The 26,827-nt window shown below is 61.4% G+C and carries 21 protein-coding genes and 1 tRNA gene; 14 read left to right on the forward strand and 8 right to left on the reverse strand.

Features of this window, described 5'->3' with window-relative positions; genetic code table 11:
* Window positions 1-145: 145 nt before the first annotated feature.
* The 3 genes from NCS02_RS05530 to NCS02_RS05540 all read right to left on the reverse strand — a co-directional run bounded on the left by NCS02_RS05530 (window position 146) and on the right by NCS02_RS05540 (window position 3,417).
* Window positions 146-1,669, reverse strand: a complete 1,524-nt coding sequence (locus tag NCS02_RS05530) for a fumarate hydratase (protein WP_008350426.1) — start codon at window positions 1,667-1,669, stop codon at window positions 146-148.
* Between the two features lie 54 nt (window positions 1,670-1,723).
* Window positions 1,724-2,314, reverse strand: a complete 591-nt coding sequence (locus tag NCS02_RS05535; protein ID WP_033537207.1) for a TIGR00645 family protein — start codon at window positions 2,312-2,314, stop codon at window positions 1,724-1,726.
* A 203-nt stretch (window positions 2,315-2,517) separates the two neighbouring features.
* On the reverse strand, window positions 2,518-3,417 hold the full coding sequence (locus NCS02_RS05540; protein ID WP_244807894.1) for a DMT family transporter: 900 nt from the start codon (window positions 3,415-3,417) through the stop codon (window positions 2,518-2,520).
* A 333-nt stretch (window positions 3,418-3,750) separates the two neighbouring features.
* On the opposite strand from NCS02_RS05540, the gene acs reads away from it, so the two are divergent.
* The 12 genes from acs to NCS02_RS05605 all read left to right on the forward strand — a co-directional run bounded on the left by acs (window position 3,751) and on the right by NCS02_RS05605 (window position 15,419).
* Window positions 3,751-5,733: an acetate--CoA ligase gene (gene acs, locus NCS02_RS05545; protein ID WP_250519365.1), complete on the forward strand. Its 1,983-nt coding sequence runs from the start codon at window positions 3,751-3,753 to the stop codon at window positions 5,731-5,733.
* A gap of 76 nt (window positions 5,734-5,809) precedes the next feature.
* Window positions 5,810-6,136, forward strand: coding sequence for a DUF4212 domain-containing protein (locus NCS02_RS05550; protein WP_250519366.1), 327 nt, complete (start codon window positions 5,810-5,812; stop codon window positions 6,134-6,136).
* Window positions 6,133-8,157, forward strand: a complete 2,025-nt coding sequence (locus tag NCS02_RS05555) for a sodium:solute symporter family protein (RefSeq protein WP_008350416.1) — start codon at window positions 6,133-6,135, stop codon at window positions 8,155-8,157. The genes NCS02_RS05550 and NCS02_RS05555 overlap by 4 nt, the downstream gene beginning before the upstream one ends.
* Before the next feature lie 43 nt (window positions 8,158-8,200).
* Window positions 8,201-8,290, forward strand: a tRNA-Ser gene (locus NCS02_RS05560).
* 165 nt (window positions 8,291-8,455) lie between these two features.
* A complete protein-coding gene (locus NCS02_RS05565; RefSeq protein ID WP_250522910.1) occupies window positions 8,456-9,682 on the forward strand; it encodes a tyrosine-type recombinase/integrase in 1,227 nt (408 codons plus the stop codon).
* A gap of 26 nt (window positions 9,683-9,708) precedes the next feature.
* Window positions 9,709-10,575: a DUF6387 family protein gene (locus NCS02_RS05570; RefSeq protein WP_250522911.1), complete on the forward strand. Its 867-nt coding sequence runs from the start codon at window positions 9,709-9,711 to the stop codon at window positions 10,573-10,575.
* Window positions 10,576-10,722: 147 nt separating this feature from the next.
* Entirely contained in the window at window positions 10,723-10,941 is a 219-nt protein-coding gene (locus tag NCS02_RS05575) for a helix-turn-helix transcriptional regulator (protein WP_250478689.1), read from the forward strand.
* 571 nt (window positions 10,942-11,512) lie between these two features.
* Entirely contained in the window at window positions 11,513-11,800 is a 288-nt protein-coding gene (locus tag NCS02_RS05585) for a hypothetical protein (protein ID WP_250522913.1), read from the forward strand.
* Entirely contained in the window at window positions 11,793-12,026 is a 234-nt protein-coding gene (locus tag NCS02_RS05590) for a hypothetical protein (protein WP_250522914.1), read from the forward strand. Before NCS02_RS05585 ends, NCS02_RS05590 begins: the two co-directional genes overlap by 8 nt.
* Window positions 12,027-12,028: 2 nt before the next feature.
* Window positions 12,029-12,253, forward strand: a complete 225-nt coding sequence (locus NCS02_RS05595) for a transcriptional coactivator p15/PC4 family protein (RefSeq protein ID WP_250522915.1) — start codon at window positions 12,029-12,031, stop codon at window positions 12,251-12,253.
* Window positions 12,250-12,696 (forward strand): hypothetical protein, encoded by a 447-nt coding sequence (locus NCS02_RS05600; protein ID WP_250522916.1) that lies wholly within the window; start codon window positions 12,250-12,252, stop codon window positions 12,694-12,696. Before NCS02_RS05595 ends, NCS02_RS05600 begins: the two co-directional genes overlap by 4 nt.
* Window positions 12,693-15,419 carry a DUF927 domain-containing protein gene (locus NCS02_RS05605; RefSeq protein WP_250522917.1) on the forward strand — a complete coding sequence of 909 codons (2,727 nt, stop codon included), beginning with the start codon at window positions 12,693-12,695 and terminating at the stop codon, window positions 15,417-15,419. The genes NCS02_RS05600 and NCS02_RS05605 overlap by 4 nt, the downstream gene beginning before the upstream one ends.
* 838 nt (window positions 15,420-16,257) lie before the next feature.
* On the opposite strand, the gene NCS02_RS05610 is transcribed toward NCS02_RS05605, so the two are convergent.
* The 4 genes from NCS02_RS05610 to NCS02_RS05625 form a co-directional block, all read right to left on the reverse strand.
* Window positions 16,258-17,136, reverse strand: coding sequence for an MBL fold metallo-hydrolase (locus NCS02_RS05610; protein WP_250522918.1), 879 nt, complete (start codon window positions 17,134-17,136; stop codon window positions 16,258-16,260).
* Between the two features lie 18 nt (window positions 17,137-17,154).
* Complete coding sequence (locus tag NCS02_RS05615) at window positions 17,155-18,516, reverse strand: MFS transporter (protein ID WP_250522919.1); 1,362 nt, start codon at window positions 18,514-18,516, stop codon at window positions 17,155-17,157.
* A gap of 29 nt (window positions 18,517-18,545) precedes the next feature.
* Entirely contained in the window at window positions 18,546-19,562 is a 1,017-nt protein-coding gene (locus NCS02_RS05620; RefSeq protein ID WP_250522920.1) for a succinylglutamate desuccinylase/aspartoacylase family protein, read from the reverse strand.
* A 120-nt stretch (window positions 19,563-19,682) separates the two neighbouring features.
* Complete coding sequence (locus NCS02_RS05625) at window positions 19,683-20,558, reverse strand: LysR family transcriptional regulator (protein WP_061158502.1); 876 nt, start codon at window positions 20,556-20,558, stop codon at window positions 19,683-19,685.
* 563 nt (window positions 20,559-21,121) lie between these two features.
* On the opposite strand from NCS02_RS05625, the gene NCS02_RS05630 reads away from it, so the two are divergent.
* Together NCS02_RS05630 and NCS02_RS05635 are read left to right on the forward strand one after the other, a co-directional pair.
* The gene (locus NCS02_RS05630) at window positions 21,122-23,326 is read left to right on the forward strand and encodes an NACHT domain-containing protein (RefSeq protein WP_250522921.1); all 2,205 of its coding nucleotides are present in this window, start codon (window positions 21,122-21,124) and stop codon (window positions 23,324-23,326) included.
* Entirely contained in the window at window positions 23,323-25,599 is a 2,277-nt protein-coding gene (locus NCS02_RS05635) for a hypothetical protein (protein WP_250522922.1), read from the forward strand. Before NCS02_RS05630 ends, NCS02_RS05635 begins: the two co-directional genes overlap by 4 nt.
* A gap of 616 nt (window positions 25,600-26,215) precedes the next feature.
* Here the strand turns inward: NCS02_RS05635 and NCS02_RS05640 are convergent.
* On the reverse strand, window positions 26,216-26,791 hold the full coding sequence (locus NCS02_RS05640; protein WP_250522923.1) for an endonuclease NucS domain-containing protein: 576 nt from the start codon (window positions 26,789-26,791) through the stop codon (window positions 26,216-26,218).
* Window positions 26,792-26,827 lie beyond the last annotated feature (36 nt).

Consider the following 26,827-nt stretch of genomic DNA (forward strand, 5'->3'; position numbering starts at 1 on the left):
GCCAAGGTTAGGTAGAAATTTTTTGTTTCAGACGAAACTGAGAATGAAAACGCTTCTCGACTGGCGGCGGTTCAAAGAAAAGAGCCGGGCGCATCGCCCGGCTCTCGTCGTTCAGTCACGGTGATAAACCGCCATTAAGCGGCGATCAAGCCGTCGCGACCGGAATCTTGCCGATTTTCGCCTGCCATTCGGCCGGGCCCGTCTTGTGAACCGACGTGCCGCTCGAATCGACTGCCACCGTAACGGGCATGTCCTGCACGTCGAACTCGTAGATCGCTTCCATGCCGAGGTCTTCGAACGCGAGCACCTTCGCCTCGCGGATCGCCTTCGACACGAGATACGCCGCGCCGCCGACCGCCATCAGATACGCCGCCTTGTGGTTCTTGATCGCCTCGATCGCGACCGGGCCGCGCTCGGCCTTGCCGATCATCGAGATGAGGCCGGTTTGCGCGAGCATCATCTCGGTGAACTTGTCCATGCGCGTGGCCGTGGTCGGGCCAGCCGGACCGACCGCTTCGTCGCGAACCGGATCGACCGGGCCGACGTAATAGATCACGCGATTGGTGAAATCGACCGGCAGCTTCTCGCCCTTCGCCAGCATGTCGGCAATGCGCTTGTGCGCGGCGTCGCGGCCCGTCAGCATCTTGCCCGACAAGAGCAGCGTCTGGCCCGGCTTCCACGATGCGACTTCTTCCGGCGTCAACGTGTTCAGGTCGACGCGCTTGCTCGTCTCCGTGTTCGGCTGCCATGTGACCTTCGGCCATGCGTCGAGCGGCGGGGCTTCGAGCTTTGCCGCGCCCGAGCCGTCGAGCGTGAAGTGCGCGTGGCGCGTCGCCGCGCAATTCGGGATGATCGCGACCGGCTTCGATGCCGCGTGCGTCGGCGCGGCCATGATTTTCACGTCGAGCACGGTCGAGAGACCGCCGAGACCTTGCGCGCCGATGCCGAGCGCGTTCACCTTCTCGTGCAGTTCCACGCGCAGTTCTTCGATCCAGTCCTGCGGGCCGCGCGCGATGACATCCTGAATGTCGATCGGGTCCATCAGCGATTCCTTCGCCATGACCATCGCCTTTTCGGCCGTGCCGCCGATGCCGATGCCGAGCATGCCCGGCGGACACCAGCCCGCGCCCATCGTCGGGACGGTCTTGAGAATCCAGTCGACGATCGAATCGGACGGATTCAGCATCGCGAACTTCGACTTGTTTTCCGAGCCGCCGCCCTTGGCCGCGACCTGAACGTCGACCTTGTCGCCCGGCACGATTTCGTAGTGGATCACGGCCGGCGTGTTGTCCTTCGTGTTCTTGCGGCCGCCTTCGGGCGGGCTCACGATCGATGCGCGCAATACGTTGTCCGGGTTCAGATAACCGCGGCGCACGCCTTCGTTGATCATGTCGGTGACCGACATCGTCGCACCGTCCCAGCGCACGTCCATGCCGACCTTCACGAACACCGTGACGATGCCCGTGTCCTGGCAGATCGGACGCTTGCCTTCCGCGCACATGCGGCTGTTGGTCAGGATCTGCGCGATCGCGTCCTTCGCGGCCGGGCTTTCTTCCAGCTCGTAGGCGCGGCCGAGCGCCTGGATATAGTCGAGCGGATGGTAGTAGCTGATGTACTGCAGCGAATCAGCGATGCTCTGAATCAGGTCTTCCTGCTTGATGACTGTCATGGCTTTGGGCTCTGGGGGACTGAATTTTTTCCTGCGGGCGTTCTGAAGGACGCTTCACTCGACTGCGTTTTTCGGCGGCGCAAAGGACTCGTCGTGGAAATGGCGCGGATGCGTATGCGTGGTCAGCCGGTCGACATACGCCATGATGAGCGCGGAAACGAGGAACGCGACGTGGATGATCACCTGCCACAACACGGTGTGAAACGTGTGCTGGTCGGGGTTGATGAAGGTTTTCAGCAGATGGATCGACGAGATGCTGATGAGCGCCATCGACAGCTTCACCTTCAGCACGCCCGCGTTGACGTGATCGAGCCACTCGGGCTCGTCGGGATGGCCTTCCACGCCGAGCTTCGACACGAACGTCTCGTATCCGCCGACGATCACCATGATGAGCAGATTCGAGATCATCACCACGTCGATCAGGCCGAGCACGACGAGCATGATATTGGTTTCGTCGAGCGTCATCGCGTGCGTGACGAGATGCCAGACTTCCTTCAGAAACAGGACGACGTACACGGCTTGCGCGACGATCAGGCCCAGATAGAGCGGCACCTGGAGCCAGCGGCTCATGAAGATGACTTTCGGCAGCAGTTTCATCGAGCCGGGCTGCTTGGGCGAGGCGGGAGAATGCTTGGGAGCGGACATGGGCGGCTTTTCAGTCGGGGCGGGTCGAACCGGAATGATGACTGGCGAATATGACGAACCGGAACGTGCAAAGTGCGTGCGGAGCGTTTGCAATCCGCCGGCGAGCGGCGGGTGTTGGCGCATTCGCGGTGTCGGGAAGCCCGCTATTGTAGCGTGTCGTCGCGCGGACTTCCCAAATGCTTTCAGAATCCGCTGAACCCGTTTTAGGCGCCGGTTTCGCCCGAAACGGAAGCCCGGGCGCGCGCCTTCAAGCTTGCGAGCGCGATGCCCGTCACGACGCACGCGAGCGCGATGCCGTGCGCGAGCGTCGGACGTTCGTCGAGAAAGGCGATGCCGTAGAGCGCCGCCGCGACCGGCAGCACGGCGCAGAAGACGCCGGCGAGACTGCCGTCGACGTGACGGATGCCCTTCATCCACAGCCAGAACGAGAAGATGCTCGCCGAAAGCCCGTACCACAGGACGAGCGCCCACGTGTTCCAGGCGACGCTCGTCCAGTCGAAGTGCGCGAGCGATGTTGCGCCGAGCGGGAGCATGAGCAACAGGCCGATCGCGTGCGTGTACGCGCAGATGTCGATGGCGGGCAGCGTCTGCGTGAGACGGCGCGAGAGGATCACATAGAGCGATTCGCAGCACACGGCGCCGAGCACCATCAGATTGCCGGGCAGGGAGCTCGCGCCCGCATCCCCGGCCTGCGCGACGTTGATGACGAGCACGCCCGCGATCGCCAGTCCGATCGACGCGAGCGCGCGCGGACCCGGCTTCTCCTTGAGGAAGATCCACGCGAAGAGCGCGACCACGGCCGGAATGGTGCTCGTGATGACGCCCGCCGCGACGGCGCTCGTGCGCGCGACGCCGTTCAACATCAGCAAGGTGAAGCCGAACGTGCCGAAGAATGCCTGCAGGAAAAGGTTGAGCCATTCGCCGCGCGCGACGCGCTTCATCTTCGACCAGCGCAAGAGCGGCCAGAGCACCGCGAGCGCGATCACGAAGCGCAGCAGCGCGAAGAGCGGAACGGGAACGAATGCGACGATCGATTTGCCGATGCCGACGTTGCTTCCGACGAGCAGCATCGCTGCAATCAAAAGAAGGGCGTAGCGATTCAAGCTGGATACCGCGCTGGGAGTTCAGTTACGATTGTGGGGACGCATTGTAGAAGCCGCGCGGACTCCGTGTATACCCCGTGCCTGTTGGCCCGGCCACGTAAGAAGCGGGTAAGTTGAGCGGCTTATCTTGAATTCAATGCAGGATGTCGCCGGCATGCGAATGTGCCGTGACATTGTTCCGTGCCGCTCCGGTACGGTAGAAAGGAGACAAGGTCGAAGCCAGGAACGCCGCGCGTTCTCCGCTTTCGAACCTCATAAACATGCGGCGCGCGCAACCCATTCAGCGATGCGCGCGCCGCCGGATTTCGGAAACACCATCAGGAGAGGTTGTCGATGTCTGCGATCGAATCGGTTCTTCAGGAAAAACGTGTGTTCCCGCCGTCAGCCAAGGCAAGCGCGGGTGCGGCAATCTCCGGCATGGACGCCTACAAGGCGCTTGTAGGGGAAGCGGAACGTGACTACGAAGGCTTCTGGGCGCGCATTGCGCGCGAGACGCTCACGTGGCACAAGCCCTTCACGCAGGTGCTGGACGAATCGAAGGCGCCTTTCTACAAGTGGTTCGAGGACGGCGAGCTCAACGCGTCGTACAACTGTCTCGACCGTCATGTGGAAGCGGGCCGCGGCAACGACAACGCGATCATCTTCGAAGCCGACGACGGCACCGTCACCAACGTCACCTATCAGGATCTGCTGGACCGCGTCTCGCGTCTCGCCAATGCGCTCAAGAAGCGCGGCGTGAAAAAGGGCGACCGCGTCGTGATCTATCTGCCGATGTCGGTGGAAGGCGTCGTCGCGATGCAGGCGTGCGTGCGTATCGGCGCGACGCATTCGGTCGTGTTCGGCGGCTTCTCGTCGAAGTCGCTCAACGAACGTCTCGTCGATGTCGGCGCGGTCGCGCTCATCACCGCCGACGAACAGATGCGCGGCGGCAAGGCGCTGCCGCTGAAAAGCATCGCCGATGAAGCGCTCGCCGCGGGCGGCTGCGAGAAGGTGAAGGACGTCATCGTGTATCGGCGCACGGGCGGAAAGGTCGCATGGACCGAAGGCCGCGACGCGTGGCTGCATGAAATCGTCGAGAACGAATCGGCGAAGTGCGAGCCGGAATGGGTGAGCGCGGAGCATCCGCTTTTCATCCTTTACACGTCCGGCTCGACGGGCAAGCCGAAGGGCGTGCAGCACAGCACGGCCGGCACGCTGCTGTGGGCCGCGCAGACCATGAAGTGGACCTTCGACATGAAGCCGGGCGACATCTTCTGGTGCACGGCGGATATCGGCTGGATCACGGGGCATAGCTATATCGCGTACGGGCCGCTCGCCATCGGCGCGACGCAGGTCATGTTCGAAGGCGTGCCGACGTATCCGCACGCGGGCCGCTTCTGGGAGATGATCGCGCGCCACAAGGTCACGATCTTCTACACGGCGCCCACGGCGATCCGCTCGCTCATCAAGGCATCGGAAGCGGACGCGAAGGTTCATCCGAAGAGCTTCGATCTGTCGACGCTGCGCATCCTCGGCACGGTCGGCGAACCGATCAATCCGGAAGCGTGGATGTGGTATCACGAGAACGTCGGCCGTGGGCAATGTCCGATCGTCGATACGTGGTGGCAGACCGAAACCGGCGGCCACATGATCACGCCGCTGCCGGGCGCGACGCCGCTCGTGCCGGGTTCCTGCACGCTGCCGCTGCCGGGCATCATGGCCGCGATCGTCGATGAAACCGGCCAGGACGTGCCGAACGGGCAAGGCGGCATTCTGGTCGTGAAGCGCCCGTGGCCGTCGATGCTGCGCAACGTCTGGGGCGACCCCAAGCGCTATCAGACGAGCTATTTCCCGGAAGAACTCGGCGGCAAGCTGTATCTCGCCGGCGACGGCGCGGTGCGCGACAAGGAAACCGGCTACTTCACGATCATGGGCCGCATCGACGACGTGCTGAATGTCTCCGGCCACCGCCTCGGCACGATGGAAATCGAGTCGGCGCTGGTCGCGAATCCGATCGTCGCGGAAGCCGCGGTCGTCGGCCGTCCGGACGATACGACGGGTGAAGCCGTGGTCGCGTTCGTCGTGCTGAAGCGCGCGCGCCCGGAAGGCGACGAAGCGAAGCAGATCGCCACCGAACTGCGCAACTGGGTCGGCAAGGAAATCGGTCCGATCGCGAAGCCGAAGGACATCCGTTTCGGCGAGAACCTGCCGAAGACGCGCTCCGGCAAGATCATGCGGCGGCTCTTGCGCTCGCTCGCGAAGGGCGAGGAGATCACGCAGGACGTCTCCACGCTGGAAAATCCCGCGATTCTGGATCAGCTCGGCGAAGCGCGCTGATCGTCCGCGACCGCTGCCTCGCGCGGCAGCGGTCGATCCTTATTGCCGATGACATGCGGTTTTGTTAAAAAACCGCATGTCCGATTCTTCCAACCCGACGCCTGCCTCGCCGCCGCCCGTATCGGCGGCGATGGCGCGCGCGCATCGGCGCTACTGGCGCTTCAATATCGCGCTGATCGGCGTGCTGATGACCATCGGCTTCGTCGTCTCCTTCGGCCTGCCGCTCTTCGCGCAACGCTTCCAGCATGCCCGCGTCGCCGGCTTTCCGCTGCCGTTCTACTTCGGCGCGCAGGGCGCGATTCTCGTCTACATCGCGCTGATCCTCATCTATATCGTGCTGATGCAGATGGCCGATGCGCGTCTTGCCCATGCCGCCCGCGCCGAACAGGGCGACGCCGCATGAAGCTCACGAACCGGCTGATCCTCTCCTACGCGCTCTATACGGTCGGCTTCCTGCTGTTCATCTTTCTGATGGAGCGCATCGAGCGCACGACGGGGCCGGGAACGTGGATCGGCTATGTGTTCCTGTTCGTGCCCATCGCGGTGTACGCGGTGATCGGTCTTTTGTCGCGCACGTCGGATCTCGTCGAATACTACGTGGCAGGACGGCGCGTGCCGTCCGCGTTCAACGGCATGGCGACGGCCGCCGACTGGCTTTCGGCGGCATCGTTCATCGGGCTTGCCGGGTCGATCTACGCAAGTGGTTACGACGGCCTCGCGTACGTGATGGGTTGGACCGGCGGCTATTGCCTCGTCGCGTTCCTGCTCGCGCCGTACGTGCGCAAACTCGCGCGCTACACGATTCCGGATTTTCTCGGCACGCGCTTCTCCAGCAACCTCGTGCGCGGGCTCGCGGCGTTCGCGGCGATTCTCTGTTCGTTCGTCTATCTCGTCGCGCAGATCCAGGGCATCGGGCTGATCGCGTCGAGGTTCATCGGCATCGAGTTTTCGATCGGCATCTTCTGCGGTCTCGCGGGCATTCTCGTGTGCTCGTTTCTCGGCGGCATGCGCGCGGTGACGTGGACGCAGGTCGCGCAATACATCATCCTCATCAGCGCGATGCTGATTCCCGTGTCGATGATCGCGCATCGCGAAGGGCTCGGGTGGTTCCCGCAATTCAACTACGGGCGCGTGATGGAGCGCGTCGAATCGCTCGAACGCGCGGTCGCCGTGTCGCCCGACGAAGCGCGCGTGCGCGCCGATTATCAGCGGCAGGCCGCGCTGATTCAGCAACGCATCGACGCGCTGCCGCAGTCGTTCCATGCCGAGCACGCGCGCCTCGCCGCGGAGATCGCGGAACTGCGCCGGCACAACGGGCCGCTGCGCGAGATCAACGAGCGCGAGCGCGAACTCGCGGCTTTTCCACGCGATGCCGCCGATGCGCACGCCAAATGGTCGCGCGAACGCGATGCGTTGATCGAGCGCGTCGCCGCGCCCGTGCCGATGGCCGAGGCGTTCGCTCCCGGCTCGGCCGGTGACGAGAGCCCGCGCGTGCATCAGATCAACTTTCTGTCGCTGCTCCTGTGCCTGTCGATCGGCACGGCGAGCCTGCCGCACATCCTCACGCGCTACAACACGACGACGTCGGTGTCGTCGGCGCGGCGCTCGGTCGGCTGGACGCTGTTCTTCGTCGCGTTGTTCTATTTGACGGTGCCGGTGCTCGCGGTGCTCATCAAGCATGAAATATTGACGGGGCTCGTCGGGCATCGCTTTGCCGATCTGCCGCAGTGGGTCACGCAATGGCGGCGCGTGGAGCCGTATCTGATCCGCATCGGCGATGTGAACGGCGACGGCATCGTGCGCTGGGCCGGCATTCAGATGCAGCCGGACATGGTCGTGCTGGCGGCGCCTGAAATCGCGGGATTGCCGTATGTGATTTCCGGGCTGATTGCCGCCGGCGCGCTCGCGGCGGCTTTGTCGACGGCGGACGGACTCCTGCTGACGATCGCGAATGCGCTCTCGCACGACGTGTATTACTGCATGGTCGATCGCCGCGCGACGAGCCAGCGGCGCGTGACGATCTCGAAGATTCTGTTGCTCGGCGTGGCGCTGCTCGCGTCGTATGTGGCGTCGCTGAATGCGGGCAACATTCTGTTTCTGGTCGGCGCGGCGTTTTCGCTTGCAGCGTCGAGTCTCTTTCCGGCGCTCGTACTCGGCGTGTTCTGGAAGCGCACGACGCAGCGGGGTGTCGTCGCGGGCATGATCGCGGGGCTCGTCGTGTGCGTGTATTACATCGTGTCGACGTATCCGTTCTTCGTGCAGTTGACGGGTTTCGCCGGGCCGCGCTGGTTCGGCATCGAGCCGATCAGCTCGGGCGTGTTCGGGGTGCCGGCCGGATTCGCGGTGGCGATCGTTGTGAGTCTGTTCGATCGGAAGCCGGATGCGTACACGCGCGCGCTCGTCGATTACATTCGCCATCCGTAGGGGCTGGCGCAGGCGCGGGAACTTGGTATAATCGCGGTCTTCCGGAGAGATGGATGAGTGGTTTAAGTCGCACGCCTGGAAAGCGTGTATAGGGTAAAACCTATCGGGGGTTCGAATCCCCCTCTCTCCGCCAGGACACCCCTCTTGGACGGTCCGATTTCATCGGATTCAGTCGTCAAAACCCCCGCCAGATAAGGCTTTCAGCCGAATCCCCCAGAGATCACAAGTCGGAACCCATTGCCTTTCATCGCCATAAGTCGTAAATTTTTAGGCGGGTAGGTTGGCGGGTAGGAATTGAATGCCTCGAATTGCACAAGAGTTGGGTGCGCTAGCCGTGTCACGCCTGTCTGAGCCAGGTACGCATGCGGTAGGCCGAGTTGCTGGATTGATGCTCCAAATCTCGGCGAGCGGTGCTCGGTCGTGGATCTTGCGAACAACGATTGCCGGACGTCGCCGGGAGATAGGCCTCGGGCCATACCCGGCGGTGTCGCTAAAGGATGCGCACGCAAAAGCTCAGGCGTTGCGTGATGACATCGCGAATGGGGTTGACCCGCTCGTAGCCAAAGCGGAAGCAGCGAGCCGACTGCGCGCCAGTCGAGCGCTAGATGTCACATTCAAGGAAGCTGCTACACGCTTCATCGAAGCTAAAGCTCCCGAGTGGAAAAGCGCAAAGCATGCATCCCAGTGGACCAACACGATCGAGGAATACGCTTATCCGAAGATCGGAGACTTGCTCGTTCGGCACATCATGCGCTCGCACGTCACTGATGTGCTCGAGCCAATTTGGACAAAGAAAACAGAGACCGCGTCTCGCCTGCGCGGACGCATAGAAGCCATTCTTGATTGGGCTCGCGTGAAAGGGTATCGCGACGAGGGCATGAATCCGGCGGCTTGGCGCGGCAACCTTGACAAGCTCTTATCAGCACCAAAGAAGACAAGGCGCGTTCGGAATCATCCAGCGCTTCCTTTGGCCGACACGCCAGCATTTGTCGCAGATCTGCGTAAATCGACCGGCATCGGCTCCCGATGTCTGGAATTTGTGATCCTTACCGCCGCGCGCTCAGGGGAGGCGAGGGGAGCACTATGGACAGAGGTCGACCTTGATCGTCGTATATGGGCGATTCCTGGCGAACGAATGAAGGCTCAGAAAGAACATCGTGTTCCGTTGTCTGATCGCGCCGTTGAACTTCTGAAGAGCATCGAGCGCGACGACAAAACAGACTTGATCTTTCGCGCGCCACGTTCGAACAAGGTGCTGAGCGATATGACGCTGCTTGCAATCCTGCGCAAGAAGGGCCTCACGGCCACGCCACATGGATTTCGCTCGACCTTCCGCGACTGGGCGAGCGAGCACACGAACCATCCGCGAGAACTGGCCGAGGTCGCACTCGCTCACGTTCCTGGCGGAGCATCAGAGATGGCCTATTGGCGCGGCGATATTTTGGAGAAACGGCGTCGCCTAATGGCAGATTGGGCTGAGTTCTGCTCTAGCGCTGCGACTTCCGACGACTCTTCATCCGACTAGCGAATAAGCGAAGGTGCAGAATAAACGTGGCTCATCGATCCCAAAAGAACACATCGCTTCCTGCAGCTTTCGACATCCGAAAATACGACGTCTGTAGTGATTTCGGTTGGAGCGAATGGTACGCAAACCTTATGCAACGAACTCTGCGACTCATGATGTTCGAGCAGGGAGCGCACTTTCAAGATGAGATGAGGCAGGGGCTCTTGAGCCGTTTCGAGAATCCGATAGCCGAATCAATGAAGATTGAAGAGGGAGACGGCTATTCGAAACCGATTTTTAGGTCGCAGGTCACCGATATGTCCGCCTTTGACCATCTCACAGGTTTCTTCAGTATCCCACCTGAGTTGGATCCCAATAATAAATATCGCAAAGCGGTGTCGGCGATACAGCGAGACATCGACGACAACGAGTCCGACGACAACGAAACGAAAGAGGCCTGCTCAGTATTGGATGTGCCGCACTGGGAATTTGATCTCGACATGGGATACGACCTGTCAGGCAAAGTGCATGCGACGGTGGACCTCTTCGCGTCCGAGGAAAAGCTTGTGGAAGACTTTCGGATGTGGCTCAGGGCAACCCGAACGAAACTCGGCGTCCCAAATCTCAAGCGGCGGTACACGGTTGCCGACATGGCCGACTGGGCAAGGTTCCGCATCTTGGCTTACTTGGATTTGACTATGTGGGCCGCGCTTTCGAAAGTTTCCCTCACGCAGCAGCAAATCGGAGTGGCATTGTTCCCGGACGAGTATGGCGTCATCCTGGCCGATCGCGTGCGTAAAGTAGTAGCGCCTCTCGCTCTGTCACTCGCGACGCCGGCCGCTATGGACACGCTCTATGGACAAGCGTTAGAACAGGCCAAGAAGGACGATAATGATCAAACGGCTCGGAAGTAGGAACGAGAATCAACGTTTTCAATTCCGGCATCAAGAATCGCATTAGCTATTCCGGAGCCCTTTTCCTCCGACTCCGGGCCACGACATCGAAAGCGGCCGCTCGCATAATTCGACGCGTTCAATCCCGAACGCTACCGAGTTTATGCGATGAAAAAATCAGACCTGGTTGCTTTTCAAAACTTCGACCGACTGCCGAACGCCGCAGGCGTAAGCGATGTCGTGGTGGCGGCTCTGTGCTGCTGTCACGTAGCAACGGTATGGGACCGTTCTAATAACGGCAAACTGCCCAAGCCCGTGAAGATCGGCGGCTCGACGCGCTGGAACGTTGGTGAACTCCGCAAGTATCTGACGCCGGAGACCGCATAAATGACGTTGAAAAAAAAGCTGGCCCGGAGGCCAGCAACAAGGGTCTTCGGAGGATACAGCGCTTCAATATTAGCCAGGCAAAGCAATCGGTACCATCAGTCTGGTACGAAAATCACTTGCTTGACGAAGTTGGAATCAGTCGTCTATTCTTTGAGGTGTGGGAGGAGACACCTCTCACTCGGGATTGGCGTCCCGATCAGACATAGGCGGACAACCGCCGACCGGCGGTATTTTTTCGTCCGCAGCCATGCGTTCGCCTTCAATGGCCGGGCCTTGGCGGGGGAGCGCTCGCGCTCGCCGGTTTCCTATGTCACCGGTACGCCAACCCCGTCATGTGCCTGGCCACCCCAATTGGCGTTGGGGGCCAGGTTCGTTGAACTTGACATAGGAGGCAACGCCATGCGCCCCGCCAATTCCGCTCGCTCTGAGCAAATTCAAACTTCGCTTCAAGTCCAGATCATCAATCGAGCTCTGCGCGACGCAGCGCTTGCCCCTAGCGCGAACGATGCGCTCGACTGCTGCGCCGAAGCACTCCTTCACCTCGCTGAAATCGCTCGTGCAGAGGTGACCCATGGCTAAGGACATAGATCTCAAAGAGCTCGCCTCGCTTATTGGATCCGCTTCGGTCGAGCTCGCCTGCGCATCTCAGTCGTTCACGGACATCTCGGCACTGTTCAACGCCCTCGGCGCACTTGCTGATAAACCGTCGCTCGTGCAGCAGCTCGCCGCTCTCGGCGTTCGTATGAGTGAGTCCAATGCAGCCGCCTATGAGGAGGAAGGCGCCACCTATCGGGAGCACGGTGTTGGACTAGCCGAATCGATCCGCCCGGTTGGTTCTCAGGAGGTGAAGCATGCATGACGTCTACGAGTTTTCCGCGAGAGCCTGGCAGATCCACGATGTGCTCCAGACGCTGTTCTCCGCCCTTCCAGAGGACCAAGAAAACAGTGCGGTGCCGGTCCTCGGTGTCGTGGGCCTGCTGACCAGCCTCTCGCGCGAGCTCGCAAACGAGCTCTCCGAGATCAAGGCCGACGAGCCGATTACGCACGCGAATCGAACTCAGTACTCCTCATTTGGAGGCGTCTGATTATGGATAGTCAAGAACAAGTCGTAATCGACATTCAGAAGAGCCCGACGCAGCGCATTCGTGTCTCGCATCGCTCATACAAGGGTCGCCAATACGTCGATGTCCGGCTCTTGGTGGTGAACGCCGCAGGTGACTTCGTACCAACCCAAAAAGGGTTGATGGTGCGCCCTGAGCTACTGCCGCAGGTCATTCAGGGGCTGACGCGGGCCGCACAGGAGGTCGTATGAACAGCAAAAAGAAAACTACAAAACACCAAAACATCTTGCGCAGCGCCGTGGATATTTGGGAGGAGCGCCCTCGGAAGCAATCTACCGCCGGCGGCGGGCGCAATCGCGAGAACCAGAACTACGAGCTGGGCATTCCGATCGCCGAAGGTGAGTACGCGAGCCCTACTGAATGCGTGCTGATGTGTGGCTTTCTCGTGTTCCACGCAAAGCATGCCGATGACGACGTGCGCCAGTTCGCACGCCGCGTCCTCGACGTGGTGTTTGCTGCGGCCGCTGAGAAGGGATTCCGCCGTGCCGATTTGCTTGAAACGATGATGTCCAAGCGTGAACCTTCGCCGCGCATGCGGGTTCTCGCGGGGCAAGCGACGGCGGCAATCGGCACTAACCTCGCTTTCGCTCGCGTGGTCGCACGGGCCGGTGTGAGTGCGGGAGGCAAACAATGAGCACCGTCTTTGACGAACACCAACGGATCCTCGAGGCACTCTCATACATCCCGCCGGACGTTGAGCGCGACGTGTGGTTTCGCGTCGCTGCGGCGCTCAAGCATGGCGAGGGCGAGGCTGGCTTCGAGACGTTCGATAACTGGAGTCAGGGTAGCCCAAATTACGTGGCGGCCGACGTTCGGGATACCTGGCGCTCGATCCGTCCTGACGGCGGAATCACGATCGCCACTTTGTTTGCGATCGCCAAGAGGTACGGCTACAACCCGCGCGCGAAGGCTGCAATCGTCGTTGATCCGGTGGAAGTTGCACGACGCCGGATCGAACGCGATGCCCGCGTACAGAAGGAGGAGCAAAAACGAGCGAAAGACCGCAAACACGCGGCGACGCTCGCCCTCGCCCTCATCGAGAAGTCGCAACGGGCGCGTGACGATCATCCCTACCTGATGCGCAAGGGCGTCGCAGCGGTGGACACCCTTCGTGAGCTAGATGTCGAAAAGCTTCAGTTGCTGATTGGTTATAGCCCGCAGTCCGGCGGCGCGCAGCTCGAAGGCCGGATTCTCATCGCGCCGGTGACGATCAATGGCGCGGTCACCACCGTGGAGATGATCGACGAGTCGGGCCGCAAGTCTGCGCTGGCGGGGGGCGAGAAGGCGGGCGGCTGCTGGTTCGTCTGCGCAGTTCCGCTGAATTGCGCGCGCATCCTGATCGCCGAAGGCGTCGCGACCGCGCTGTCAGCTCATTTGTGCACCGGCCATGCCACCGTGGCGGCGCTCTCGGCGGGCAACCTGATGAAGGTTGCTCAGGCGATGCGGGTCGCCCATCCGAATGCCGAAATTACGGTACTCGCCGATCTCGGAAACGGGCAACAGAAGGCGGTCGAGGCAGCTCGATCCGTTGCGGGTGCCGTCGCCACACCCGAATTCGGCGACAAACGCAACGAGGACGAGACCGACTTCAACGATATGCACACACGGTTCGGAGCGGCGGCGGTCGCCGCGCAGGTTGAACGGGCCGCAAAGCCCGATGGCGACGAGCAACCGGATAAGGGCTGCGTGCCGCGTGGCTTCTCTGTGAGCAAAGAAGGTGTGTTCTACACAGACGACGATGGCATGCCGCATTGGATCTGCTCGCCGCTTCATGTTCGCGCGCTGGTGCGTGACCGCGCCTCGGAGAACTGGGGGCGGCTGCTCGAATGGAAGGACGCCGACGATCATCCGCACGTGTGGGCGATGCCCATGGAGATGTTGCGTTCGGACGGCGCGGACATGCGTGGCGAGCTCGCTCGTTTGGGGCTAGACATTGCCCCGAGTTTCCGCGCCCGCAACAAGCTCACCGAGTACGTGACAACTGCCAAACCGAAAGCGCGCGGGCGATGCGTAACGCGTACAGGCTGGCACAGCGGAGCCTTCGTATTCCCAGACCAAACCATCGGCAAATCAGCTGAACGCGTGATCTTTCAATCGGAGGCAATCATGCGCGCCTACTCACAGGCAGGAACGTTGGACGACTGGAAGCGCGACGTCGCCGCTTACTGCTCAGGCAACTCACGTATGTTGGTCGCAGTCTCGACGGCGTTCGCCGGGATGATGTTGGCATATTCCGGTCAGGAATCGGGCGGTCTGAATTTGGTTGGCGATTCGTCTACGGGCAAGACGACGGCGCTTCGCGCGGCATGTAGTGTCTATGGCGGCCCGGAATACATGCAGCGGTGGCGAGCGACGGCGAACGGCCTCGAAGGACTTGCAGCACTTCACAACGACACCCTGTTGGTGCTCGACGAACTGGCGCAGGTCGATCCCCGCGAGGCGGGCGAGATCGCCTACATGCTGGCGAACGGCAGCGGCAAGGCGCGCGCGGGGCGAACCGGCTCGGCGCGTGCGCGGCAATCGTGGCGACTGCTGTTCCTGTCGGCCGGCGAGATCGGCCTCGCACAGCACATGCAAGCGGGCGGCAAAAAGGCCAAAGCCGGTCAGGAGGTGCGCCTCGTCGAAGTTCCGGCTGATGCTGGTCGCGGCTTCGGCCTCTTCGAAACGCTGCACGGGCAAGTCGGCGGCGCGAAGCTCTCGGCGCTGATCAATGAGGGCTGCAAGCGAAGCTACGGCGTCGCCGCGATCGAGATGCTTAACGCGATCGCCAAAGAGCCCGAGGTGATCGAACAGTACTTGCGTCAGGAAACAGCCAAGTTCCTCGCCGACAACCTACCGAGTGATGCCAGCGGGCAAGCGCATCGTGTTTGCGAGCGACTCGCGCTGATCGGATTAGCTGGCGAATATGCGACCGATCGAGGAGTTACCGGTTGGCAGCCGGGTGAGGCACTCGCGGCATCAGCGACGTGTTTTCGAGCATGGCTGGAAAATCGGGGCGGCGCGGGCAATCACGAGCAAGGCGTAATACTCTCGCACGTGAAGGCGTTCTTCGAGGCCCATGAAGAGTCGCGGTTTACCGACTTCAACGATGTGTCGGAGCGGCCGACCATCAATCGAGCGGGTTTCCGTCGCAAAGGGGATGCAGGCGTGGAGTATTTAGTCTTTCCAGAGATCTTCAAACGCGAAGTCTGCAATGGATTCGAAGCGCGTTCGGTGGCCAAAACACTCATTTGCGCCGGCTGGATTCGCCCGTCTGCCGATGGTCGCTCTGTCCGAGCCGAGCGCATTCCTGACAAAGGTCCCACGAAAGTCTACGTTTTCACGTCCGAGATGTGGAAATATTCGTTACCCACCTGAAAAAGCGCGGGTTACACGGGTTACACGGGTTACGCAGACGGGAAGCCTTGCCACACAAGGGTTTCGGCGTAACCCGATCCGAAGAAAACGTAACCCATCGCGATTTGCACGGGTTACAGCCAGAGCGGTGTAACCCGAAACGGGGGTTACGCGATGTCCGGGTTACAAAGTGGGTTACAAAAATAAGCTCTTAAAATCAATAGCTTAGGCGAACGTAACCCATGTAACCCGTGTAACCCCGTATTAGAACAACTTCCGAAGCATAGTTGGGAGAACGGTGGGAGCCCCGTTACGACGATCTGCACACCTCATACAGGATAGTTCCGCCCACTGGTACATCGCCGAGATGGAGCAGCATCCGGTGTCGCAGATTGAAGGCTTGAAGAGTTGCCGCGGGAGCCGGCGAAATTTCGTGGCGGCAAAATCTTGTTTGACTCATTCGCCCACTAGCCGCGCATATGTCTACTATTGCAATTCCGTCCGTTGCAAACTCACCAAGCGTGCGGTTGCCGACACAGCCAACCTTCGCCGGTTACGACTGTGTGGGCGGTAGCCCGTCCATTTGCGTTCATTCGCCGGCCTGCACCGCTGAAACGACTGTCGGCAGGCGCGAATGATTCTTTACGAACCTGAACAGCCTTTGGCGGCTGAAACATCAACGTCGACATACGAACCGCTTTCGGACATCGGCCCGGTTCTCTGCGGTGCATTGGCAAGCGTGCTCAGCCGGTCGCCGGTTCACGGTCATCAAGCGCAGACAGACGACAATGCGGGCGAGCGTCTTCAGTGGAAATCGGAGACGCACAAAGTCATTACTGTTTCAGCGTTACCTGTTCAATCACGCGTATCGCCACTCGAAGCCTTCCGCCGTCCGCGTGACGGTTCCGGCCGACGTCTCGGCGAAATGCGCGGCGAATATCGTCGCGCCCGTGCCGGCTGCATGCGCGAGCAGACGCGCTCGCGACGCACGCGCCCGCTGCTGGTCGAGACAGAACATCGAACTTAATTCCGGTCGATGCACCTGCACGGCGCTGTGCATCACGTCGCCGGAAAAGAGCGCCGTTTCGCCGCGGGAGCGGATCTCAATCGCCATGTGCCCGATGCTGTGCCCGAAGGTCGGCATGAAGCGAATGCCGTCAAGAATCTCTTCGCCCTCGTCCGGTACGACGTGCGCCTGACCCGATTCAATCACCGGCAGCACGCTGTCTTCGAATACGATACGACGTGATTCGCCCTCCGGCATAAGAAAGTAATCGCGCTCTTTCTCGCCGAACACGTACGTTGCGTTTGGGAACACCGGCGCCCAGCGGCCGTCTTGCCAATGCGTATTCCAGCCGACGTGATCGACGTGCAAATGCGTAAGCAGCACGTAATCGACCTTGTACCGCGAGAAGCCCGCTGATTCCAGCCGCTCGAGCACGGGGTTATCGAGCTTGTCGAATAGCGCGCTGAACGGCCTCGACTTACCGTTGCCGATTCCCGTATCGACGATGAGCGTCACGCCGTCGATCTCGACCACCCAGAGATGGGTCTTCAGTTGCACGCGCGCATTGACGAGGTCGAGTGTGTTGACGGCGAATCGGTCACCGAGCGCTCGCTCGTCGTCTGTCGGCCACGCGGGAAACAGCCGATCCGGCGCGATTGCGAAGCAGGTTTCGTCGACGCGCGTGATGGTCGCTGCGCCGACATGATGAGCGTGTAAAGCGGCTGATGTCATGGTTGTGTGCTCCTGGTATCAACGCGAATTCGCGGCTGCTACCCGGCAAGTTGCGAATGCGTAGAGAATCATGCTGACAAACGCGGCCGCGCCGCCGACGATCGCTAGCGACACGCCGAGGCTGGCGCCTGTCGCTCCAAGCCGCTCGTTCAGATAGCCGACGGACAGCGGGCCCACACCGCCGCTGATCGCATTCGTCATGAAAACAAGCAGCGCCAGCGAACGACCTCTCATTCGGTTTGGTACGGCAATCTGCAGCGGCACGGGCGCGAGTCCCATCGCGATGCTGGCAGTCAACGCGCTGACTCCATAAAGCACGATGGCCACGTTGCTGCTTGCGACGAGCGGCATGGCGATGGCGGCAGGCGCCAGCAACGCAACGGCACATGTGGAGAAGCCGAGCACCTTGCGCAGCGTGGTGTCGTCGGTGACGCGTGTTGCAAGCAGCGCCCCGCTTGCAACCCCGAGGATGCCGCCGATCATGTACGCGGGTGCAGCCATCTGTCCGACCATGCTCGGTGCGAGATCAAAATGTCGCATCAGCAAGGTCGGAAACCACGCGGCGTGCGAATAGAACAGGGTAATCAATGCGACGTATGCCGCGAAGTACGGCAGGCAGAAACGATTGCGCACGAACAGTTCAACCAGCACATCGCGCAACGATGGTATCTCGTTGTGCGTGCGCGCGTCGTGCGTGTCCCCTTCGCGCCTCGCCGGCTCGCGAACCGTGATCGCAACGAGAGCAGCAAGGAAAAGGCCGGGCACGCCCACCGCGACGAACACCGCTTGCCACGGCTCAAACCCGTGCGCCCCGAGCCATGCGGTGCCCTGTCCCGTCACCGCTGCCGACAACAACATGCCACCGCCGAACAGCGCCGCGCCGCCGCCGACATACGGCCCGAGCATGAACACGCTGCTCGCGCGTGCAACGCTGCGCGGCGCGAAGATGTCGCTGAAGATCGACAACGCGGCGGGACTCAGCGCGGCCTCGGCAATCGCCGTTCCGGCACGCGCGAGAAGCAGTTCCGTGAAGTTGGTCGCGAAGCCGCATGCCGCCGTTGAGATCGCCCAGATGGCGATGCATATGGCGATGAGCCTGACGCGATTGCCGCGATCGACGAGGCGCGCGACGAACACACCCGCCGTCGCGTAACACATCGTGAACGAAAAGCCCTGCAGCAAACCGATCTGCGTGTCCGTGAGCGCAAGCGACTGCTTGATCGGCTGAACAAGAATGCTGACGACCTGACGGTCCAGATAGGAAAACGCAAAGCACAGGAAGAACAGCAGCACGATATACACAGGATGCCGCGCGCTGCTACGTGGTGCGAGGGCTGCCGCATCATCGGCGGCCCGGCTCGAAGCGGGGTAATGACTCATATGCACTCTCCGGGGTCGATGGACGCGTTTCAATCGGCGTGAGTTTCTGAAGCGAGCAACGCGATACAGTCACCCGGTTCGACGCGCGCGAAGGTCCTCATGCACATCACAACGCCGTCGCCACGAAACGCGATATCAAGCGGTGCGTGCCACGGTCGATGCGGATCGAAGAGACGTCCTGCAAGTTGACCTTCGCGTACCTGATCGCCTAGCTTGAACGCCGGTTCGAAGACCCCGGCAACCGGCGAGTATATGTAATGACGCGCGCCTTCCACGCGCAGGAAACGCGTCGTATGAGGCGCCGGGGCCCCTGCGTCCGCGATCACACTGAGCCGTTGCAACACGCGCTGCAATCCGCTTTCGACGATCGCGAGATTAGCCGCATCGCAGCCGGCGTGTCCGCCGAATTCGCCGCATAAAAAAAGCTTGCCGTGCCGTTCGGCTGCCGCGGCCATCGTGCGATCCTCGCCGAGCAGATCCATGACCATCGTGTTCGGCGCGCCGAATTCGCGCACGAGGTCCATGTACAACGCGCGCTGTTCGCCTTGGGCGGGCGGAGATGCAAGGAGCGTCGGCGCGTGCTCGAACGACGCGCCGCCCGCGTGAAGATCGATCGCGACATCGGCGAGTGGGAGCAATTCGGTCTCGACGTAATGCGCAATCATCTCCGTCGGCTGGCCATTGCGCGCACCGGGAAACAAGCGGTTGAGGTTGCCGCGATCGATCGGCGAAGTGCGCGTGCCGTTGATGAAGGCCGGGAAGTTTAGGCCGGGAATCACGATCAGGCGGCCGCATATCGTCATCGACGGCATGCGGTTCATGAGCTTCATCAGCGCTACGGGGCCTTCATACTCGTCGCCGTGATTGCCGCCCGTTAGAAGGATGGTCGGGCCGCTGCCCGCGCCTGCGTTGAGCACGGCCAAGGGAATCGGCACATGACCGTAAGCCGAGCGGTCGTGCGAATACGGCAAACGCAGCGTGCCCGTCTGGAAGCCGGTGCGTTCATAGTCGATATCGGTGGCGATGAGTGAAGCGGACGTATACATGGCGCGGTCGGTAAAGAGCTTGGGGTGTCTTTACTATCGGCGACGAAAATATGTCCGGCCAATGCCGTTTTCTGCGACGGGTGATGCCTTCAAGGCATCGCGCGCGAGGAAGTCGAGCCGCTAGGAGAGCAGTTCGACGAAACGCTCGAGCGCGGGATTGGTCGCCCGCTCAACGAAACAGAATTCGAGCGGCAAGGGCACTGAGAGATCGCGCAATTCGACGAAGCGCACGCGGGCGGGCGGCCGGTCGCGATTCGCGGCATTGACGATGGCTGCTCCCATTCCCGCCGATACCAGCGAAAGAATCGCGGTTTCCGTCGACGCCTCCTGACGGATATCGAGCGTCAGCCCACGTTCGGCGCACGCGGAAAGCAGGCGGTCGTAATACGCGGGATAGACGCGGCGCGGAAACAAGATGAACGGTTTGCCCGCGAGTTCTTGCGCATCGACGGCGCCTGCGCTGCCTTGTGGCCACGATTCCGGCACCGCCAGCACGACGCCCTGATCGAGCACATGAACGCTTTCGATACCTTCGGGCAGCGCGCCGATGCGATACGCGATAGCGCCATCGAGCCTGCCTGCGGCTAACGCATCGAGTTGTTCGGGGGTGTTCATCGGCGTGAGTTCGAGCGCGACATTCGGCGCGGCCTGCTCGAAAGCGCTCAGCGCGCGCGAAACGATGCCGCTCCATGCAGCGTTCTCGACGAAGCCGATACGCAATTGCCCCTGCACGCCCGATGCGATGCGGCGCGCAAGCCGATTGGCGGCATCGACGCGGTCGAGAATCTCGCGCGCTTCCGACAGGTAGGCCTCGCCAGCGGGCGTCAGTTTCAGGCCGCGCGGCGTTCGTTCGAACAGCGTTGCGCCGATGGCGTCTTCGAGATCCTGAATCTGCCGGGATATCGCCGGTTGCGTGACGTGCAGGTGGTCGGATGCCGCGCGCACGCTGCGCAATTCGGCGACAGCGATGAAATAGCGAAGATGCCGAAGCTCCATATTCGTGTCTGCCCGATCAGAGTGTCGAATTGCCGGACGATCTTGACATGCTTCGGTGCTGGAGCAAAGGCGTGCGTCAGGACATGTGATGCTCCGATGATCTTTCTCTGCTCAACAATACGAGCAGAGACAGGCAAAAGCCGACCCAACTCGGCCGCTCGACGCTCGGCGCACCGAGCGTCTCTTGATGGAGTGCAACGGCCAGTCGCTCGTGGTCATCGCCGACGCGTCGTCGGCCTTAGCGAACGCTTGGCCATCGCCATTGATGAGATAACTCTCCTCTTCAAAACCCCCGGTCGAGCAGCCATAGTTTCAATGACAAAAAATCGCACTGTCCCGGTCATGCATGCTGACTCCATCCAACAGCAGATGGGGTCATGAAATACCGACGTGTGAGCATTCCGTTCTGATTATGTCGTTTCCCTTTCCGGAATAACCCGGACGGTCCACAGCGCATCTTTGATGTAATGACCCCGTAAAATCATGCTTACGTCATAGTTGATAAGTTAATGGTGGGGAACAGATGCACCGTCTCTCGGAGTGACGATGCAAAGGGGAATTAGATGTCGGTCGACCTCGACGAGTTTATTCAGCTTCACCGCACATTTCACGATCTCGCGCTTAGCGATGGGGAAGGCAAGGAGTCGGATCTATTCCGGCTGATGCGCCGCGACAAACCCACGCAATGGTCCGACCTACTTGAGGAGCCGCGTGTTGTCCTCCTCTCCGAGGCAGGGTCCGGAAAAACAGCAGAGCTCCGGCACGTCTGCCGCAACTTGCGGCAGAGCGCAAAGCGAGCCTTCTTCCTGCGCATTGAGCACCTCGCTCAAGACTTCGACGCCGCGTTCGAGGAGGGAACGCCCGAGGAGTTTGAGGAGTGGAGGACCTCGAGTGAGCGCGGCTGGCTTCTGTTGGACTCCGTCGATGAAGCGCGGCTGAAAGACCCGAAAGATTTCGAGCGCGCTATAAGGAAGGTCGGGCGCAAGCTCGGCGGCGTCCTTCAACGTACCCATGTCGTCATCACCGGACGGACCGACGCTTGGCGGCCAAGGACTGATCTGCTGATCTGTGAGGCGGCGCTACCGTGGACGCCGCCGGCGACGGCGCCCGACCAGGACCAGGAGTCCGATGAAGCCGTGACCACTAGCGACGTCCCTGTGCCGACGGGTCGGAAGTCGCCATTTCGCATCGTCGCGCTCGACGAGATCGCTGGCGAGCAGGTCGACCGCTTTGCCAGCGCCAAGGGCGTCGCCGATATCAAAGCCTTTAAAAAGGCGGTAGAACGCGCTGACGCATCGTCGTTCTTGTCCCGCCCACTGGACCTCGCCGAGACAGTCGAGTTCTGGATCGCCAACAAGAAGATTGGCTCGCGTCTCGAGCTGATACGGGCGAGCATCGACAAACGCTTGGAGGAGCGCGACCAAGACCGCGCCGACGCCAACCCGATCTCCAAGGACCGTATCCGAGCGGGCGCGCGCTTTGTCGCGGCGGCAGCGACGCTCGCCAAGGAGTCGGCTATCCGGGTGCCCGACGGTCAGCAAAACGACCGCGGGCTCTCGATCAAGGAAGTGCTGACCGACTGGAACGACACCGACTGTCGCACACTCCTGACCAGGCCGATATTCGACGAGGGCATTTACGGGACGGTACGCTTCCACCACCGTTCCGTCCGGGAATTTCTCACAGCGGAATGGCTCAACGCCATGCTTGTCGACGAAGGATCGCGGGCGAAGATCGAAAACCTCTTTTTCCGTCGCCAATACGGCATCGAGGTAGTGGTGCCGACGATGCGCCCGCTACTTCCCTGGTTAGCCCTACTTGACGGGCGGATCCTTGAGCGCGTAATGCGTCTCGCGCCCGAGGTCTTGTTTGAGGGTGGAGATCCTGCACAACTGCCAGTGGATACACGCGCCCAAATTTTGCGCGAAACCTGTGAGCAACTCACCCAGCCAGCGCATGGCCGAAGTGCCACCGAGTATTCGGCCGTGCAGCGCTTCGCGAATCCGGACCTCGCGGAGTGCATCCGGGAACTCCTTGACAAGCACAGCAGCGACGAAGACATCGTCTGGTTCCTTCTCCGCCGCATGGTCGAACAAGGAGGGATCGCTACCCTCGCGGACCAGGCCAAGCACTTCGCACTCACCTCGCGCGCGGAGTACACGCGGATCGCAGCCATCCGGGCAATGATCGAAGTCGGGTCGGGGCACGACTGCTTCGAGGTCTGCGAGGCGTTTATTAAGGAAACGCCGCCGCTCTCGCGCAGATGGCTCGGTGAGCTTGTCGTCGGCCTCGGTCAGACGCGGGCCGACGTGGACTGGCTGCTCCGCGCACTTGCGCTCACGGCACCCAAGAAGCGCTACGAGACCGATCCGCTCTTGGATTCGCTCGCCAGCTATGTGACCACACTTCCACCGACGCTCCTCCCCGCACTTCTCGATGGACTTGCCGAACTTCTGAGCCGCAGGCCAGTGGTCGAGCAGCGTCACTGCGAGATGTCAAGGCGATACAGCTGGCTCGGCCAGATCGCGGGCCAAGCCTTGGTGCTGCTGATAAAACGCTGCGATCCTGCCACGCTAAATAAAACGGCTCTTTCGATCCTGCGAAAGCTGCCCATGGCCGAGACCTACGAGCGCGGCTCATTCGAGGGTAGGGGCTCGACGAATTGCCACAACTGGTCCGCGGATGGCCAGGGCTCAACCGCGCTCTTTTCTGGCACAGCGTTGCCGAGGAGCGGGCGTGGCGGAAGGGGAAGAATGGCGAGCGGTTGACCGACTACTGGCATGTCTCGTTGTTCGGCGCCTACTGGGCCTTCGACGGCTCCGACTTCGACTACATGCGCGATGAGATCTCTGGTCGACCGCTCTTAGACGACAAACTCGTCGCGCTGACGCTCGCCGTCATGCTCTACCATCAGAACGGCCGTCCTCGGGCGTGGCGAGAGGCGCTCAAAACGGTGTCGTCGGCCGATCCTGACGTGGCTGCTGAGCTAGACAAGTTGCTAAGGCCGCCCAAGGGCGCCCATACCGAGTTCAGGCGCCAGGCGGCGGCCTGGAAGCGGCAGTCTGAGAAAGCAGCGAAGATGGAGGCGGCGGCCAGGGAAAGGGCAAAGCAGATCCTGGCTGGCCGAGTGGATAAGATCCGTGACCCCGGAAAGCCCGGCATGATCTCCGGCGATCAGCGCTACCTTCACGATCAGATGCGAGGCGCCGAAGGTCAGCACAATTGGTGGACAGAGGGCAACTGGCGATCGCTCATCGAAGAGTTTGGCCAAGAAGTGGCAGTCGCATTCCGGGACGGTGCCGTCGGATACTGGAGACAGAATAGTCCTCTGCTTCGCTCCGAGGGTGCTTCGGCGAACACCACGCCGTTCTCGACGATCTTCGGTCTCACCGGACTGGCGATCGAAGCACGAGAGACGATTGCCTGGCCATCATCCGTCGGTTCGGAAGAAGCGGAGATCGCGACCCGATACGCTCTGCAGGAGCTTAACGGCTTTCCGGTTTGGCTCCCTCTATTGCACAAGGCATCCCCATCGCAAGTCCTCGACATCCTGCTCCAGGAGATTAGATACGAGCTTTCTTCCGAAACGGCGACGGGGGACAGCCACTATGCGCTCGCTAACGTCGCCTCGCACGGCGATTGGCTCTGGGATCAAATCGCTCCGGTGCTATTGTCCGAGTTGCGCTCCAAACGAGTTAATACACGGAACCTCGGACATCTCCTGGCGATCGTCAACCGATCATCGGTTGCCGACAAGGTGATCGCCGCAATTGCTTCGCGAAAGGCTAAGGCGACCCGCAACCTCATCTTTGCTCCGATCTGGTTTGCCGCCTGGGTCGGGGCCGATCCTGCTGCGGCGATCCCGGCGCTTGTGGCCCGGTTCGCCGGCATGGACAACCCGGTCCAGCAGACGAAATTGGCCCTTGCCTTCATCGTCGCTCTCATGGGTGGCATATCGCAGAAAGGCCAAGCCCGGCAGGCGTTTCGCACAGTCGAGCACTTGAAGTCGCTCTATCTGCTCATGGCGCGCTACATCCGGCAGCAGGATGACATCGAGCGCGCGGGGCAAGGCGTATATTCGCCAGGTTTGCGAGACGATGCGCAGGACGCGCGAAACGCGCTCGTCGCATTCATCCGAGAGACGCCCGGGAAGGAGGCGTTCCTCGCGCTCCTCGAGATGGGGCGCGCTCACCCTGACGAGCGCTCCCGGCCGTGGATGAGCTACTACGCGAAGGCTAAGGCCGCAGCTGACGCCGACGTCGATGCGTGGACGCCGTCGCAGGTTCGAGAGTTCGGGAAATCTCTGGTAGCGACGCCGGCGAATCACCGCGAACTCTGGTATCACGCCGTCGACAAGCTGGAAGCGTTAAAGCACGACCTCGAGAACGGTGATTCCAGCATCGCCTCGATCCTTCAAGCGGTCGATCAGGAGACGGAGTTCAGGAAGTTCCTGGGTGGATGGTGTCGCGATCGCGCAGCCGGCCGGTACGTCATCCCGCAAGAAGAGGAGCTCGCCGATGCGAAGCGTCCCGATCTGCGGTTCTTTGGCGTCGGCTTTGACGCCCCAGTGCCGGCCGAACTCAAGCTTGCTGACAAGTGGACTGGCCCTCACCTTTTTGAGCGCCTCGAAACTCAGCTGTGTGGTGACTATCTTCGCGATCTCCGCTCAAGCCGCGGCATCTTCGTCATAGTCTATCTCGGGACGAAAACCTCTTGGGATCTTCCGAATGGGCGCCGAGTTGACGCTTTTGAGCTGCTCGTGGACGAGTTGCAGCGACACTGGGTGCTTATATCGAACGACTACCCCGGTGTAGAGGACATTCGTGTGATCGGCATCGACCTCACGCGGCGCGGCATCGATACCAAGGCGGCCAAGAAGGTCAAGAAAATCGCTGAGTCGGTGGCAAAGCAGCCGAAGCTGGGATCGGGAAAGCGCGAAACTGCTGCTCTGCGGCCTTCTTTCGGCGATGCGCCGTCACCCCCTGCTACCGAAGACGGCGAGAAGGGCGTGAAGAAACCCCGGAGACGCGAGAATAAATGATGACCGCCGTTGCAGTGGTCGACTTGGACGGCGCGTCAGAACTTGGGCTTGGAGCTATTCGCCGGGTGGCGCTCAGATGATTGATCGCTTCTGGTCGACAAGCGTGCTAAGCAATTGCAGATTTCGGAGCGGACCGGCCGTTCGAGTGACTGCTGCGTGGGTCAGACGAACGGCCGAAACTGGCCGACTGCGGCAGTTCATCCGGACACGCGGCGAACAGCTGATTAAGAGCCTTTCTTGCTTCACTGCACTAATGCGCGCCAGGGCTTCGAAGGACGCCCACGTTGCGATCACGCTTCTGCTAAGCGTACTGGACAGGCCTTTGGGGAGCAGAGATCTGAGAAAAATCGACTGGGGACCGACCGTTCCCATGACGGCGGGCGCCGCGGACGCGTTGCAGCAGATCGAGGTCTGGTGACTGGGAAACGCGGTCAGGGGGGGGCCGAAGTTCTCGGGACAGCGCGCTCAGTTCAGGCAGCGTCCCTTTGCGTGATGGCAAATGCTGAGATGAGCACGGTCACCACCGACACAGCCCCGGTCAGCAACCGTAACTCTCCTTCGTTGAGCTCCGTGACGAACAAAAGCACAGCCGTCCAGGCGTGCGACAACCACGCCATCATGCCCGACCTCGCGATGCCACCACGTTCAGGCCGACCGGTGCCAGTTCGACACTTAAACAGTACTCCATGAGCTGGACCCTGGGCGCGACCTTGCCGGCGTATTTGAGCTTGTCGGAGATCGAGTTCGCCACGATCACTCCGGACACGGTCTTTCCGTTGGCGATGTGGTGCTCGATCCACCCCATGTGACGCTGCACTTGGTTGCGGGCTGCGTCAGGGCCCCGGCCCAGCTTCAGCTCGAACACCACATAGTTACCATCGCGGTCCAGGAACACCAGGTCCGCAGGGCCGCAATCCGTTTGATACTCCACTCCGTCCCGTCCGTCGGCATCGACGAACAGACTCAGGGGGCCGTGCGCGGTGGTGCTGGGCGGGCTTCGCGCCAGGTAGTCCCGCAGGTGGCCTTCCAGTGCGAACGCTCCATCCCCGAACCCGTCGTCCACCGGTTCCGCGGCGTCGATGTCCGACGTGGCAGCTACCTCTTCGGTGGACTCGTCCACGCGGCGCACCTTCAAACCGTCGGGCGTCTCCTCGATCGCCCACAGGCCGTGCTCGCCCGGGTCGTACCACACGACCTTGCCACGCCCCGGTGGCGAACAGGAAGTCGT

The sequence above is a fragment of the Caballeronia sp. NCF2 genome (assembly GCF_023631205.1).
GTDB classification, from domain to species: Bacteria; Pseudomonadota; Gammaproteobacteria; order Burkholderiales; family Burkholderiaceae; genus Caballeronia; species Caballeronia zhejiangensis.